Source organism: Micromonospora narathiwatensis (assembly GCF_900089605.1).
Classification (GTDB): Bacteria; Actinomycetota; Actinomycetes; order Mycobacteriales; family Micromonosporaceae; genus Micromonospora; species Micromonospora narathiwatensis.
The window spans coordinates 2,318,377-2,330,981 of sequence record NZ_LT594324.1 but is presented as its reverse complement, the minus strand read 5'-3'; the positions used below and the strand labels follow the sequence as shown (position 1 = coordinate 2,330,981).

At 73.1% G+C, this 12,605-nt stretch carries 15 protein-coding genes and 1 pseudogene; 6 read left to right on the top strand and 10 right to left on the bottom strand.

Translation table 11 applies throughout. The features are described 5' to 3' along the window. The first annotated feature begins 12 nt into the window (after positions 1–12). Positions 13–735: a spermine/spermidine synthase domain-containing protein gene (locus GA0070621_RS10080; RefSeq protein ID WP_091193804.1), complete on the top strand. Its 723-nt coding sequence runs from the start codon at positions 13–15 to the stop codon at positions 733–735. Here the strand turns inward: GA0070621_RS10080 and GA0070621_RS10075 are convergent. The 5 genes from GA0070621_RS10075 to GA0070621_RS29910 all read right to left on the bottom strand — a co-directional run bounded on the left by GA0070621_RS10075 (position 695) and on the right by GA0070621_RS29910 (position 5,488). Next, on the bottom strand, positions 695–2,251 hold the full coding sequence (locus GA0070621_RS10075) for an FAD-dependent monooxygenase (RefSeq protein ID WP_091193802.1): 1,557 nt from the start codon (positions 2,249–2,251) through the stop codon (positions 695–697). The genes GA0070621_RS10080 and GA0070621_RS10075 overlap by 41 nt on opposite strands. A gap of 71 nt (positions 2,252–2,322) precedes the next feature. After that, positions 2,323–2,892, bottom strand: coding sequence for a TetR/AcrR family transcriptional regulator (locus GA0070621_RS10070; RefSeq protein ID WP_091193799.1), 570 nt, complete (start codon positions 2,890–2,892; stop codon positions 2,323–2,325). Beyond that, positions 2,882–3,358 carry an SRPBCC family protein gene (locus GA0070621_RS10065; RefSeq protein WP_091193797.1) on the bottom strand — a complete coding sequence of 159 codons (477 nt, stop codon included), beginning with the start codon at positions 3,356–3,358 and terminating at the stop codon, positions 2,882–2,884. The genes GA0070621_RS10070 and GA0070621_RS10065 overlap by 11 nt, the downstream gene beginning before the upstream one ends. Positions 3,359–3,388: 30 nt before the next feature. Beyond that, positions 3,389–4,717 carry a nicotinate phosphoribosyltransferase gene (locus tag GA0070621_RS10060; protein WP_091193794.1) on the bottom strand — a complete coding sequence of 443 codons (1,329 nt, stop codon included), beginning with the start codon at positions 4,715–4,717 and terminating at the stop codon, positions 3,389–3,391. Positions 4,718–4,861: 144 nt separating this feature from the next. Beyond that, on the bottom strand, positions 4,862–5,488 hold the full coding sequence (locus tag GA0070621_RS29910) for an immune inhibitor A (RefSeq protein ID WP_231921121.1): 627 nt from the start codon (positions 5,486–5,488) through the stop codon (positions 4,862–4,864). Between the two features lie 45 nt (positions 5,489–5,533). Between GA0070621_RS29910 and GA0070621_RS31265 the strand changes: the two genes are divergently transcribed. Next, positions 5,534–5,785 (top strand): hypothetical protein, encoded by a 252-nt coding sequence (locus tag GA0070621_RS31265; protein ID WP_407940368.1) that lies wholly within the window; start codon positions 5,534–5,536, stop codon positions 5,783–5,785. Here the strand turns inward: GA0070621_RS31265 and GA0070621_RS30765 are convergent. Then, positions 5,737–6,081 (bottom strand): annotated as a pseudogene (locus GA0070621_RS30765) (cellulose binding domain-containing protein); the annotation flags it as partial. The gene GA0070621_RS31265 and the pseudogene GA0070621_RS30765 sit on opposite strands and share 49 nt — an antisense overlap. A 349-nt stretch (positions 6,082–6,430) precedes the next feature. Here GA0070621_RS30765 and GA0070621_RS10050 point away from each other — a divergent pair. The 3 genes from GA0070621_RS10050 to GA0070621_RS10040 all read left to right on the top strand — a co-directional run bounded on the left by GA0070621_RS10050 (position 6,431) and on the right by GA0070621_RS10040 (position 8,525). Further along, a complete protein-coding gene (locus GA0070621_RS10050) occupies positions 6,431–7,396 on the top strand; it encodes a hypothetical protein (protein ID WP_167666764.1) in 966 nt (321 codons plus the stop codon). Between the two features lie 112 nt (positions 7,397–7,508). Beyond that, complete coding sequence (locus GA0070621_RS10045; RefSeq protein ID WP_157739923.1) at positions 7,509–8,159, top strand: LPXTG cell wall anchor domain-containing protein; 651 nt, start codon at positions 7,509–7,511, stop codon at positions 8,157–8,159. A gap of 33 nt (positions 8,160–8,192) precedes the next feature. After that, positions 8,193–8,525, top strand: coding sequence for a putative quinol monooxygenase (locus GA0070621_RS10040; RefSeq protein ID WP_091193788.1), 333 nt, complete (start codon positions 8,193–8,195; stop codon positions 8,523–8,525). A 6-nt stretch (positions 8,526–8,531) separates the two neighbouring features. Here the strand turns inward: GA0070621_RS10040 and GA0070621_RS10035 are convergent, their stop codons facing one another. Together GA0070621_RS10035 and GA0070621_RS10030 are read right to left on the bottom strand one after the other, a co-directional pair. Then, positions 8,532–10,106, bottom strand: a complete 1,575-nt coding sequence (locus tag GA0070621_RS10035; RefSeq protein WP_231920998.1) for a Na+/H+ antiporter — start codon at positions 10,104–10,106, stop codon at positions 8,532–8,534. A 79-nt stretch (positions 10,107–10,185) separates the two neighbouring features. Then, positions 10,186–10,806, bottom strand: coding sequence for an L-threonylcarbamoyladenylate synthase (locus GA0070621_RS10030; protein WP_091193784.1), 621 nt, complete (start codon positions 10,804–10,806; stop codon positions 10,186–10,188). A gap of 97 nt (positions 10,807–10,903) precedes the next feature. Between GA0070621_RS10030 and GA0070621_RS29900 the strand changes: the two genes are divergently transcribed. Continuing rightward, entirely contained in the window at positions 10,904–11,281 is a 378-nt protein-coding gene (locus GA0070621_RS29900; protein WP_167666762.1) for a hypothetical protein, read from the top strand. A 20-nt stretch (positions 11,282–11,301) separates the two neighbouring features. On the opposite strand, the gene GA0070621_RS10020 is transcribed toward GA0070621_RS29900, so the two are convergent. Both GA0070621_RS10020 and GA0070621_RS10015 read right to left on the bottom strand, forming a co-directional pair. Then, the gene (locus GA0070621_RS10020) at positions 11,302–11,829 is read right to left on the bottom strand and encodes a GNAT family N-acetyltransferase (protein WP_091193781.1); all 528 of its coding nucleotides are present in this window, start codon (positions 11,827–11,829) and stop codon (positions 11,302–11,304) included. A 26-nt stretch (positions 11,830–11,855) separates the two neighbouring features. Beyond that, positions 11,856–12,482, bottom strand: a complete 627-nt coding sequence (locus GA0070621_RS10015; RefSeq protein ID WP_091193778.1) for an SGNH/GDSL hydrolase family protein — start codon at positions 12,480–12,482, stop codon at positions 11,856–11,858. Positions 12,483–12,605 lie beyond the last annotated feature (123 nt).

Sequence of the window (12,605 nt, the reverse complement as noted above, 5' to 3'; positions counted from 1 at the left end):
TAGATTGGCGGGATGAGCCAAGCGGGTGCGGTGGTCGACCGGGTGGTGACCGACCGGGGCGAGCTGGTGCTCCGGCAGTGCGGTGGGCACTTCGAGATCGTCAGCAACGGGGTCTTCCTGATGGACACCCGGGCCGGCACGTCGGAGCGGCTGCTCGTACGCGAGGCCCTCCACCTCGTACGGCCCGGGGCGCGGGTGCTGATCGGCGGGCTGGGCGTGGGCTTCTCGCTGGCCGAGGCGGTGGCGTCGACGACGCCCGGAGAGATCGTCGTACTGGAGATCGAGGAGACGCTGATCGAGTGGCATCGCCGTCGCCTCGCCCCCTACAGCGGCGGCGGCCTGCACGACCCCCGGGTACGGGTGGTGAACGAGGATCTCCTGGACTGGCTCCGAGGCACCGACGACGTCTTCGACGCCATCTGCCTCGACATCGACAACGGCCCGGACTGGACCGTCTTCCCACCCAACGCCGCACTCTACGACGAGGTCGGCACCGCGTTGCTGCGTGACCGGCTGGCCGACGACGGCGTACTGGCCGTCTGGAGCGCCTCGGCCTCGCCCGGGTACGCCGCCCGGCTGGCGGCGATGATCGGTTCGGTCACCACTCACCTCGTCGACGTGCCGCGCGGCGAACCGGACGTCGTCTACCTGGCCCGCCGCACTCCGGCCGCGACCGGCGGCTCCCCGGGGCCGGTCAGCCGAGCCAACGGCCCAGGTACGCCGCCAGCCCGGTGAGGTCACCGCCGCCGCAGCGGTAGCCGATGTGCCCGTCGGGGCGTACCAGGCAGAGGCCGGCCGCGTCGGGGGCGAGGCCGAGGCGGCGCAGTGCCGGGCCGGCGTCGGCCGCGGTGAGCCGGTGGACGGTGACCCGGCCGGCGCGGCTCAGCGGCGCGACGGTGTCCGGCGGCCAGGCCGTGGGCGGACCGCACACCAGCAGGTGCCAGCCGGGTGCGGCGGTGAGCCGGTGCAGCGTGGTGCCGGCGACCGGGGCGTCGGGCAGCCGGTCGCCGGCCCGGGGGCCGGTACGCGGTGCGCCCGGGCCCTGCGCCGACAGCCGGCTGTGCCGGTAGCCGATGTCCAGTTGCGCCATCGTGCGGAAGGCGGTGGCGCGTACCCGCCTGGGGGCGAGCACGGCGGGCATCAGCACGGGAGCGACCCGGGTCCGGACGAACCGGGCGAGCGGGCCGGTGGAGGTGGCCGCGGTGAACGCCCGGTCGGTGAAGCGCAGCACCATCCGGCCGACCGGTGCCCGTTCCGCCTCGTAGCTGTCCAGCAGCGCCGGATCGGCGTGGCCCCGCAATGCCTGGGCGAGTTTCCACCCGAGGTTGACCGCGTCCTGGATGCCGGTGTTCATGCCCTGCGCGCCGACCGGGCTGTGGATGTGCACGGCGTCGCCGGCCAGGAACACCGGCCCGGACCGGTAGTGGGTGGCGGCGCGGTGGTGCAGCCGGAAGTTGGTCATCCAGACCGGGTCGTGCAGCCGCAGCGCCGCGCCGGTGTAGCGGTCGGCGAGGGCCTGCACCTCGTCGAGGGTGACCGGGGCGTCCGGCGGGGTCCGGTCGGCGGGTGGTCGCATGGCCAGCAGCCGCCAGGTCGCCGGCCGGCCGAGCGGGAAGAGCAGCAGCATCCCCTGCCCGGCGAGGAAGGCGTGCGTGGCCCCGCCGTCGACGCCGTCGGCCTCCAGGTCCGCCAGCACGAACGTCTGCGGGTACGTGCCGCCCTCGAACCCGATCCCGGCCAGCCGGCGGACCGCGCTGTGCGCGCCGTCGCAGCCCACCACGTACCGGGCGGACAGGCGTTCGTCGCCGCCGTCGTGGTGCCGCAGCGTCGCCGTCACCCCGTCCCCGGCGCGGTCCAACCCGACCAGTTCGACGCCGCGTTCGACGGGGACCCCGCCCTCCGCGAGCCGCTCGCCCAGGATCCGTTCGGTCTCGGCCTGGGACAGGATCAGCAGAAACGGGTACGCGGTGTCCCGCAGACCGAGGTCGAACAGGGGCAGCACCCGCTGCCGGCCCTGCGCGTGCAGGCACAGCCGCGCCGCGCGGTTGCCTTCGGCGACCAGTTGATCGGTCACGCCGATGCCGGCGAGGACCTCCAGGGTGCGGGGCTGGATCGCCAGCGCGCGGGATTCACGCGCCCGGTCGAGGGCCCGGTCGACCACGCGGACGCGTACGCCGAAGGTGGCCAGTTGCCCGGCCGTGGCGAGCCCGGTGGGACCCGCACCGACCACCAGCACCTCGACCGCGTCCACCCCGCACCCCCTTGGCTCGGACCGGTGACTGCTGTCCCTGGGCGTGACGATATCGAGACGCCTGCCACCGGTCACCCCTTCGGCGTCTGCGGCGCCGTGACGAGGTGGGCGAACAGGTCGGCGGCGGCGTCCAGGACTTCCCGGTCACCGGTGATCAGCAGGTCCAGCAGCAGGCCACGGGTCGCGGCGAGGCCCAGCCGGGCCCGCTGTCGGGCTTGCGCGCGGTCGAACCCGAGCCGCACGAACAGTTCCTCGACCGGGCCGGCCCAGGCGGCGATGACCGAGGCGCGGAACGGCTCGGTCCAGGAGCGGCCGAACAGCGCGTGCGCGTAGATCTCGAAGAACAGCCGTTCCGCCGGGGCCAACGCCGGGTCGGCGAGCCGGTGCCAGAACCGTCGGCTCACCTCGACCGGGTCGTCCGTCTCCGTGGCGAGCGCGACGAGCGCGGCGCGCTGCTCGGCCTCGATCCGCCGGACCACCTCCGCGAGCAGGCCCTCGCGGCTGCCGAAGTGGTAGATGAGCATGCGGTGGCTGGTGCCCGTACCGGAGGCGATCTCGCGCAGGCTGAGCTGGCTGAACCCGCCTTCTTTCAAAAAGGCGACGCACCGGTCGAGCAGCGCCTCGCGGGCGTCACCGGCCACCGGTGGACGCCGTGCCGTCGTCGGTCGCCGCGCTGCCGTCCGCCGCGACGGCCTCGGCGGCCGCCCGGAGGCCGGCCGCCTCCATCCGCAGATATCGCCGCGTCCGGGGCCCGATCAGCAGCGCGACCAGCCAGGCGAGGGCGCCGGTCTGCCGGATGCCGATACGGATGCGGGTCGTCCCGTCCGGCTGGCGGTCGAGCCGGTGGTGGGCGAGCGTGTGCACCCCGGGCGCGTGCGCGTCCCAGGCGAACGAGGTGCCGGGGTTCAGCTCGCAGACCCGCCACACCGTCGCCGGCAGGCCGGGCTGCCGGATGCGGAACCGGTGGCCCGTGCGCAGCGCCGGACCGTCGAGCGGTTCGACAGCCGACATCGACGTCGTCCAGCGCGGATAGCTCGTCACGTCCTCCAGCGCCGCCCAGCAGTGCTCGATGCTCGCGGTGGTGGAGATCGTCTCCTGACAATCCATGTACCAGATGGTACAGGCCCGCCGCCGGGCTCAGTACCCCAGTCGCGCCCGCACCCGGTCGTGGAGCGCGGCCAGGGCCGGACTCACCGTGGCGACGAGCGGGACAGGGTCGGTCAGGCGACGCGCCGCGTCGGGCAGCCAGCCGAGATCGGCACGGCACCGGTCCCGCGCGGCGCGCACCTCGCCGGCCGGATCGGCCACCGCGAGAAGGCGTCCACCGCGCATGACCGGTACGAGCAACGGCTCCCGGCCAGCCGACGGCGGTTCGTCACGCAGCCCGATCACGTCGCCGCTGGCCCCGGCCGGATCCCGGAAAACCTGCTTCGGGCCCGGCAGGGTGGCCTTGCCGGGCGACAGCTTGAGCACCGGCCGGTCGCCGACCGAGACGAGCTTGTACGCGCTGTCCAGCGACGGCGCGTCGTAGGAGACCCCCATCCGGGTGCCGACGCCGTACCCGTCGATCGGTGCGCCCTGGGCGACGAGGCCGGCGATCACGTCCTCGTCGAGGCTGCCGCTGGCCACGATCTTCGCCCTGGTCAGGCCGGCGCCGTCCAGGATCGCGCGGGACTGGCGGGCCAGCGCGGCGAGATCACCCGAGTCGAGCCGGACCGCCACCGGCCCGGTCAGCCCCAGCTCGGCGACGACGTCGACCGCGGCCCGTACGCCCTCGGGGGTGTCGTAGGTGTCGACGAGAAAGATCGGGTTCACCGGGAAGTCGGCGGCGAAGGCCCGGAACGCGGCCCGTTCGTCGGGGAACGCCTCGACGTACGAGTGGGCCATCGTCCCCGAGGGGGTCAGCCCGTAACGCCGGGCGGCCTCCACGTCGCTGGTCGCGGCGAAGCCGGCGATGGCCGACGCCCGTGCCACGCCCGCCCCGGCCTCGATCCCGTGCGTACGCCGGAACGCGAAGTCGATCAACTGCGCGTCACCGGCGGCGATCCGGCAGCGCGCGGCCTTCGTCGCCACCGTGGTGTGGAAGGTGACCAGGTTCAGTACCCCGGTCTCCACCAGCTGCGCCTCCGCGATCGGCGCGGTCACCTCCAGCAGCGGCTCGTCGGCGAACACCGCCCGGCCCTCCGGCACCGCCCAGACGTCGCCGGTGAACCGCAGCCCGGCGAGCGCCGCCAGGGCCGGGTCGTCCAGCCCGACGACGTCGCGCAGGTAGCCCAGTTCGTCGTGGTCGAAGGCGAAGCTCTCCAGGAAGGCCAGCGCCTCGGCCAGGCCGGCCGCGACCAGGAACCCGCGCCGGTGCGGCAGCCGGCGGACGAAGAGGCTGAAGGTGGCCGGCTCCACCATGCCCCGGCGCAGGTAGCTTGCCGCCATCCGCAGCTCGTACAGGTCGGTACGCAGTCCGGTCACGTCACCTCCTCGGCCCCGCCCCCACTGTGGTCGACCCGTCGGCGTCGCGGGACGAGAACGGGTAATCCGGGCGGGTGGCGAGGGCCGTGGACCGGCCCGGCGGGCCGCCGGGCGGGCTCGGTCGCCCCGCCCGGCGGCGCGCGGTCAGTATCCGTAGCGGTTCTTCAGGTGCCGCCACCAGTCGCGGAACATCCACTTGTCGAACTCGGTGATCTGCGTGGCGCTGCCCGCCTTCATGATGAAGCAGCACTGGCCGGTCGGCGTCCAGTCGTAGAAGTCGTCCAGCCCGAAGCTGTGCCCCATCTCGTGCAGCAGGATGTGGACGTTGTCGGCGTTGAGGTTGCTCATGAGGTACTCGCTGCCGATCCGCTGGCCCCAGTCACCACCGGCGCCGCCGCCGAACCCGGCGGTCAGCCACAGCGACATGTCGTAGTGGTGCGCGGCACCGCCGGGACAGTTCGGGTAGTTGCCGCTCTGGTTGAAGAAGCGCCCGCACGGCTCGGCGCACTGCGGCGCGTTCTCGCGGATGTTGTTGACGTAGATGTCGACGGAGGTGTCGGTCCACTCCAACTGGGCCCGGTCGCGGACCGCCCAGCCGACGACCTTCACCGGCACCTGCGCGTACGGCCAGCCGTTGTGCCCGGCCATGACGGCCATCCACTTGCCGAACTGCCGGGCCAGCGCGGCGTGCACGGCGTCGCGCTGGGCCGCGGTGACGTGCACGGTGGAGTCCCAGCGTACGCAGTAGTTGATCGAGCCCCGGTTGGCCATGATCTGGTCCCACCCGTAGTTCCGGAAGCGTACAGGTTGGAGTAGGTGCTCTCCTGGTGCCGCCACACCTCGTCGAGCGGCTGCACCAGCGCGGCCGGCGGGTTCCACCCGCTGCTCGGCGGGGTGGTGGCGGTCGGCGTGGGGGTCGGGGTCGGCGAGGGAGTGCTGGTCGGGGTGGTGCCGCCGGTGCAGGTGGTGCCGTTGAGCGAGAAGCTCGTCGGGGCCGGGTTGCTGCCGGTCCAGGTTCCGTTGAAGCCGAACGAGACGGTGGCGCCGGTGCCGATGGCGGCGTTGTAGTCGACGTTGGTCGCGGTCACCGCGCTGCCGCTCTGGCTGACGGTGGCGTTCCATGCCTGGGTCACGGTCTGCCCGGCCGGGAAGGTCCAGCGCAGCGTCCAGCCGGTCACCGGGTCGCCGAGGTTGGTGACGGCGACGTCCGCGCCGAACCCCCCGCTCCACTGTGTGGTCACCGTCCAGGTGACCCGGCAACCGGCCGCGGCCGCCCGCGCGTCGGTGACGAGCGCCCCGCCCGCCACCACCACCGCCGTGGCCAGCAGGCCCACGAGGGCACGGCGGAAGGATCCTCGATTCATGCGATCTCCTCGGAGGTGGGATGCCGCACGACGGGCGGGACGCCCGCCGTGTGCTCGCCGGCGAGGCGCCATCGCGGGCGGCCCGGACCCTCGGGGACGAACAATCGCCCATTGAAGCGGTTCGATAGATAATCGTAGGGACCCGACGGCACCGACCACAACCGCCACGACCCGGTCAACTCCGCAGCCCCCGCGCATGCCGGCGGGTGCGCCGACGATGCGCAAATTGCGTGACAAGCGACCGGCCCACTCTGGCCATCATGGCCCTGACCTGCGGATACTCGTACATGGAGCAGGACGGATCGTCGCTCGTCACGGACGACCGACCGGCGAGTGGAGGGCGGTCGCCATGACTCTTGAGGTTCAGCCGAGTGTCACACCGGAGGCCCCGACCGAGGCGACGCCGACCGGAGGCGGCCCCGGCGCCGTGCCCGTCGCGGTCTGGCAGGTGCGGGTCCGCACCAAGATCGACGACCTCTACCAGCAGTTGCTCAGCCTGGGGTCGGGCGATGCCACGAACGCCGCCAGGGTCGCCCAGCTGCGGCAACAGCTGTCCGGGGTGGAGGCGGTCCTCGGCCGCAGCGGGGTGGTCGACTGGTTGCGCGGCGGGAAGATCGAGTACGCCTGGCAGACCATCCACGCGGTGGAGCGGGCCGTGGTGGAGCTACGGACGCCGGAGGAGCTGATCGGGTTGCTGCCCGCGTACCAGGACTCGGCCGCCCAGTACCTCAAGGCGGACGACCGGGTGCTGGTGGACTTCGACGCGGCGAAGGACCTGGCCGCGCCGGAGGTCTTCCGGGCCAAGGTCCAGGCGCTGCTGCTGCGTACCCACGCGGCGTCGGACGAGTTCCACGAGTCCGCCCGCCGGCTGCGGAACCGGATGCTGGGCATCTCCGTGTTCGCGCTGGTGGCCGAGGCGCTGATGGTCCTGGTGCAGTGGGGCAGCAGCGACGTGCACCTGCTCAAGCCGCCGACCGACGCGACCGGCGTGGCGGCGTGGCGGCTGCTGTTCTTCGTGCTGCTCGCCGGCGCGCTGGGCGCGTTCATCAGCGCGCTCCCCTCGATGATCACCTCGCGGTCCGGCGGGCTGCCGTACAAGTTGCCGTTCCAGCAGGGCCTGCTGAAACTGGCCGTCGGCCCGCTGGTCGCGGTGGCCGGCATCATGCTGGTCATCGGCGGCCTGGTGGAGACGACGGTGGGCAGCACGGCGGCGCTGCTGGGTGTGGCCATCGTCTTCGGCGCCGGTCAGCAGGCGGTGACCGCGTTCGCCGACCGGCGGGCGGCGGAGCTGCTGACCACGGTCCGGAAGGGCTGACGTCCGCCCGGCTCCGACCGGCACGGGCCCCGGGGAGCCGGTGCCGCCACCACCGAGGTACGACCGGGGGCAACGCCCGCTGCCCGGCTTCCGGCCGGCCTATGGTGTGGGAATGTGGGAGTCGGTTGCCGCGTCGGTGGTGGGCCTGACGGCCGCCGTCGCCCCGTCCGCCCCGACACCGACAGCGTCACCCGCGCCCGTGGTCAACTTCGCGCCGGTGCTCACGTCGACACCGTTCGGGGCGCTGCCCGGACAGCGGGTGACACACACCGTCACCATCTCCGGCACCGGTGCCCTCACGGCCGCCCGGGTCACCTTCACCACGACGGCGGATCTCGACGATGTCACCGCCCAGGCCGATCCGGGCGGCTGCACGACGTCCCCGCGTACGGTCGTCTGCGACCTCGGCGACCTGACCCTGGGCGCCACCCCCGGAGCGCCCCGGGTCACGATCAGCGGCCGGGTCCGCCCGGGTGCGCCGCCGGGCGCGGTGGTCCGCAACCGGGTGACCGTCACGTCGGTGGAGTCCGCCACGACCGGCGCCCAGGTCGCCAGCAACGCCTACCTGTTCCCCGGGCCGACGCACCCGCCCAGCGATCCGCCGCAGGAGTCGCCGGTCGCGGGGCCCGGGGTTTCGCCGTCGACCGGGTCGACGCGGACGCCGGCGGTCGTGGCGGTGGTGGTGGCCGGCGCGGCCGTGGTGGGCACGCTGCTGCTGGCGCGGCGGCGACGACGACGCGAACCGCCCACCCATCAGGAGTGACCGCGCGGCACCGCCGGCCAGTAGCCTTGGCCCATGATCTTCATTACCGCGAAGTTCCGGGTACGGCCCGAGCACGCCGACCGCTGGCCGCAGATCGCCGCCGAGTTCACCGAGGCAACCCGGGCCGAGCCCGGCTGCCTGTGGTTCGACTGGTCCCGCAGCCTCGACGACCCGACCGAGTACGTACTGGTCGAGGCGTTCCGGGACGATGAGGCCGGCGCGGCGCACGTGCAGTCCGCGCACTTCCGCGAGGCGCAGCGAACCCTGCCGCCGCACCTGGCCGAGACGCCCCGGATCGTGAACGCCACGGTGCCGCAGCAGGACTGGTCGCCGCTCGGCGAGATGGCCGTACCCGAGGGCAGCTGACGCCGCTCAGTCCTCGCTCTCCGGGCCCAGCAACCGGATCTCCTCGATGTCGAGGGCGGCCTGCACCTGCCGTAGCACCGCGTCGTCGATCTGGTTGGTGCTCCGCAGCCGGGTGATCTCCCGCCGTTTGTGGTCGAGCAGTTCGAGGCGCAACCGCCGGGCGGTCTCGCGCTCCCGCGCGTTCTGCTCATTGCCCGGCGAGCGCGCGTCCTCCAGGTGTTCCTGGTAGTCGGCGCGCAGCCGGTCGACCGCATCCGGCGACGCGCCGACGTCGACGGCGACCTGGGACAGGGCGGCCAGCCCGGCCTCCGTGGCCCGGATCCGGGCCCAGCGCACCTCGTCCTCCCGCTCCTGGTCGCCGACCAGCCCGGCCCAGCCGACCACGGCGGGCAGGGTGGTGCCCTGCACGAGCATGGTCAGCACGATGACCGTGACGGTGACGAAGATGATCAGGTCGCGGTCCTGCACGGGGGTGCCGGAGTGGGTGGTGACCGGGACGGCGAGGGCGGCGGCGAGCGAGACCGCGCCCCGGAAGCCCGCCCAGCCGGCGGCGGTGCGGACCCGGAAGTCGAAGCGGCGGGCCCGCTGGGACTCGCGTCGGTCGATGGCCTGCAGGGTGGGTAGGACGAACTGCAGCCAGACCATCCGGGTGGCCACCACGACCAGGGTGACCAGCACCGCGACGCCCAGCGACTGGGTCGGCGTGTGGCTGGTGATGCCGCGCAGCGCGCGCGGGACCTGCATGCCGAGCAGCACGAAGAGACTGCCGTTGATCATGAAGGTGGCGAGATCCCAGAACGCGATCGCGGTCAGCCGGGAGCGGGCCCGGATCACCCGCGGCCCGGCGTACGAGAGCAGCAGGCCGGCGACCACAACCGCGAGTACGCCGCTGGCGTGCACCGCCTCGGCCAGCAGGAACGCGACGAACGGGGTGAGGATGCTCAGTCCGCCCTCGCGCAGCGGGTCGTCGACGTGCTTGCGGATCAGGATGACCACGCCGCCGACGAGCAGGCCCGCGGCGACCCCGAAGGTGGCCGAGCCGACGAAGCGACCGGTCAGGCCGAGCGGGCCGGGCACCGCCCCGCCGACGATCACCCCGACGGTGACGGAGAAGAGCACCAGGGCCGTACCGTCGTTGATCAGGCTCTCCGCGCGCAGGGTGGTGAGGATGCCGCGCGGCATCCGCTTCGCCAGGCCGGCGACGGCGGCGGCGTCGGTCGGCGCGAGGACCGCGCCGAGCACCCAGGCCGCCGCTGGCGAGACCCCGAGCGCCTGCGCCGCGTACGCGACGGCGACCGCCGTAATGATCACCAGCCCGACGGCGAGCAGCGTGATGACGAAGAGGTTGGCCCGGATCTCGCGGAGGCTGATGACGAGGCTCTCCCGGTAGAGGATCGCGGGCAGGAAGAGCAGCAGCACGACGTCCGGTTCGAGCGTCACGTGGGAGAACGGGGGCAGCAGGCCGAGCCCCGCCCCCAAGGTGATGAGCAGCACGGGCGGCGCGACGCTGTAGCGGCCCCCGATGGTGGTGCCGATCAGCACGGTGGCGCCCAGCACCGCGATCAGCACGAGTCCGCTCACGTCGCCCCCCGTCACCCGCTCGCCGCCCCAACATGGTGGTACGGCGGGTGGCGCCGACGGGGTGGAACAGGGTAAATCGCTACGCGAAGCGGGCCGGGTCGCCGGCGCCGTGCCGCAGGATCTCCGGTTCCGGACCGGACAGGTCGACCACGGTGGTGGGCTCCAGGCCGCACTCGCCGGCGTCGATCACGGCGTCGACGAGATGGTCGAGTCGTTCCTTGATCTCCCAGCCCTGGTTCATCGGCTCCTCGTCGCCGGGCAGCAGCAGGGTGCTGGAGAGCAGCGGCTCCCCCATCTCGGCGAGCAGCGCCTGGGTGACCGTGTGCCTGGGTACGCGTACCCCGACCGTTCGCTTGCGGGGCTCCTGGAGCCGACGCGGCACCTCGTGGGTGGCCGGCAGGATGAAGGTGTAACTGCCCGGGATGGCGGCCTTCACCAGGCGGAAGACCGAGTTGCTGACCTTGACGAACTGGCCGAGCTGGGCGAAGTCGCGGCACACCAGGGTGAAGTGGTGCCGGTCGTCGAGCCGGCGGATGTCCCGGATCCGGTCCAGACCGTCCCGGTTGCCGATCCGGCAGCCGAAGGCGTAACAGGAGTCCGTCGGGTAGGCGATCAACCCGTCGTTCCGGATCAGGTCGACCACCTGTCGCAGGGTGCGCGGCTGGGGGTTGTCCGGATGCAGGTCGTAGTACCTCGCCACGGCACCCAGCCTATGCCCACGCCCGGCGGAGCCGTCCACCCCGGGGGCGGCGGGAAATCGTGGCTGACAGGTTTGGCCGGCGAGCGGACTGGAAAGGATGAGCCCGCTCGAAGAGGGGGACCTGATCATGCCCGACGCCAGCACAGAGCGCGACGACCGGCCGGCCGAGGTGAGCGACCCGCTGCTGTGGCGGCTCGCCGCCGCGGTGGCCGACACCCACCAGCCCGACGAGAACGGATCCTGCGACAGCCCGAGCTGCCTCGGCGCGGGCTGGCCCTGCGCCGCGTGGAACAGCGCACAGGACGGGCTGCGGGTGGCGCGGTGCGGCCCGCGTACGGTCGGGGCCGAACCGACCGCCGAGCAGGACCAGGACGCGCCGGCCGGGCGCTCCACCCCGCTGCCCCGATCCGCCGAACGGCGTACCTCGCCGCGGTCCGACAACCGGGCGCCGGTGGCGGTCACGCCCGCGGCCTGACCGCGATCCGTCCCGGAAGGTCAGCGGGGCGACGGGTCGTTGCGCAGCCGGCTGTACAGGTACCCGTCGCACCATCGGCCGTCCCGGAACTCGCAGGCCCGCACCACGCCCTCCAGCTGGAATCCGGCCTTCACCAGGGACCGCTGTTCGGCGATGTTCTCCGGGTGGGTGCCCGCCTGGATGCGCTGCACCGGGGTGTGCGTGAACAGGTAGTCGCACAGCATCGCCTGCGCCCGCCAACCGATCCCGTGCCCGCGCCACTCCGGCAGCAGCGCGATCCCGATCTCCCAGTGTTTCGTGGGGCCGCCGAAGTCCCGAAGCGCCCAGCTCACGAACCCGGCCGCGGCCTGTTCGTCCACCACCTGGACCATCAGCCGGCCGCTCTCGGCGCCGAGATAGCTGTCGGTGGCATAGCGACGCGCCGGCTCCTGCGGGTCTTTGAATCCGGTCCAGTCCAGACCGATGAGGCCCGGCTCCGTCGCGAATCGACGGAACATCGCCAGATCCTCCTCGACGACCGGCCGCAGCCGGATCGAGTGCTCGTTCATGTCGTCACCCCGTTCGCCGCCGGCCCTCAGACGGTCGGGGTGACCGCCCGCAGCCACTGCTGGGCGAGCAGCGCGTGGCCGAACGGCGTGAGGTGCACCCCGTCGTTGGTCCACACCCGGTCGTCGACGTCGGCGGACCGGAACAGCTCGTCCACCGCGACCAGCGTCGCGTCGTACTCGGCGGCGAGCCGGCGGACCACGTCGACCTTCGCGTCGAGGTCCTCCCGCCAGGTGCGCTTGGCGTCGTCGAGCGGGATCACGAAGGGTTCGATCAGGACGATCCGCGCGCCCAGCCGCCGGGTCGACTCCAGGATGTGCCGGTAGTCGCGGGCGAAGTCGGCGGCGCTGGTCGGGTCGTCCTCGCTGTACCGCCGCCAGGTGTCGTTGATGCCGATCAGCACCGACACCACCTGCGGGGCGAGGGCCAGGCAGTCGCCCTCCCAGCGGGCGCGCAGGTCGCGTACCCGGTCACCGCTGACGCCTCGGTTGACGAAACCGGCCCGGTGGGCGGGATGCCGGGCGGTGAACCACGCGCCGGCCATCATGGCGTACCCGGTGCCGAGGTCGTCGCCGCGGGACCGGTCCCGGCCGGCGTCGGTGATGCTGTCGCCGATGAAGAGCACCCGGCCGCCGTGCGGCACCTGCACCGTCATCCGCCCGTCCCCTCCCGCTCGACGGCATGATCATGCCGCATCGGCCCGGGCGTCCGCCGGCCGGGTCTCGGCCGAAACGCGCCGAAAAAACCGCCGCCCGGCTGTTGCGTCTGGCCCACCGAG

What these genes read in the sequence shown, in the direction of transcription:
- GA0070621_RS10065 (WP_091193797.1), bottom strand. Translation starts at nt 3,358, where the DNA reads ATGGATTGTCAGGAGACGATCTCCACCACCGCGAGCATCGAGCACTGC.
- GA0070621_RS10020 (WP_091193781.1), bottom strand. Translation starts at nt 11,829, where the DNA reads ATGAACGAGCACTCGATCCGGCTGCGGCCGGTCGTCGAGGAGGATCTG.
- GA0070621_RS10045 (WP_157739923.1), top strand. Translation starts at nt 7,509, where the DNA reads ATGTGGGAGTCGGTTGCCGCGTCGGTGGTGGGCCTGACGGCCGCCGTC.
- GA0070621_RS29910 (WP_231921121.1), bottom strand. Translation starts at nt 5,488, where the DNA reads ATGGCCAACCGGGGCTCGATCAACTACTGCGTACGCTGGGACTCCACC.
- GA0070621_RS10080 (WP_091193804.1), top strand. Translation starts at nt 13, where the DNA reads ATGAGCCAAGCGGGTGCGGTGGTCGACCGGGTGGTGACCGACCGGGGC.
- GA0070621_RS29900 (WP_167666762.1), top strand. Translation starts at nt 10,904, where the DNA reads ATGAGCCCGCTCGAAGAGGGGGACCTGATCATGCCCGACGCCAGCACA.
- GA0070621_RS10050 (WP_167666764.1), top strand. Translation starts at nt 6,431, where the DNA reads ATGACTCTTGAGGTTCAGCCGAGTGTCACACCGGAGGCCCCGACCGAG.
- GA0070621_RS10015 (WP_091193778.1), bottom strand. Translation starts at nt 12,482, where the DNA reads ATGACGGTGCAGGTGCCGCACGGCGGCCGGGTGCTCTTCATCGGCGAC.
- GA0070621_RS10040 (WP_091193788.1), top strand. Translation starts at nt 8,193, where the DNA reads ATGATCTTCATTACCGCGAAGTTCCGGGTACGGCCCGAGCACGCCGAC.